1 protein-coding gene is annotated in these 295 nt (G+C 67.8%); it reads left to right on the top strand.

What is annotated here, in order from left to right; all coding sequences use genetic code 11:
• A partial coding sequence (locus tag J0A65_RS27055) for a hypothetical protein (RefSeq protein ID WP_206597243.1) occupies window positions 1–295 on the top strand: 295 nt, incomplete at both ends.

Here is a 295-nt window from a genome sequence, read left to right as displayed (position 1 = left end):
TACCTGGCCCAGGGCCGGCACGACCTGGAGGACCTGACCGAGAGCCACATCCGCCTGCTGGCCAGTGGCGGGCTGATCGACCACGACCTGCTGGACGCCGCCCTGGGCCAGCGCCTGGTCTATCGGGACTGGCAACTGGAGCCCAACCTGCGCGTGCAGGAGAACGACAAAGGCATCAGCGTCGCCCGCTCGCGCCTCTCCAACCTGCTGGGCATGCCATTCTACGACCTCGACCGCCTAGACCTCGCCGCCAGCAGCACCCTGCAGTACGACCTGCAGCAGCAGGTCAGCCACT

The organism is Bowmanella yangjiangensis, from assembly GCF_017255015.1.
GTDB lineage: Bacteria > Pseudomonadota > Gammaproteobacteria > Enterobacterales > Alteromonadaceae > Bowmanella > Bowmanella yangjiangensis.
The sequence above is the reverse complement of the archived record's forward strand: the minus strand, read 5'-3'. Positions and strand labels throughout refer to the sequence as shown.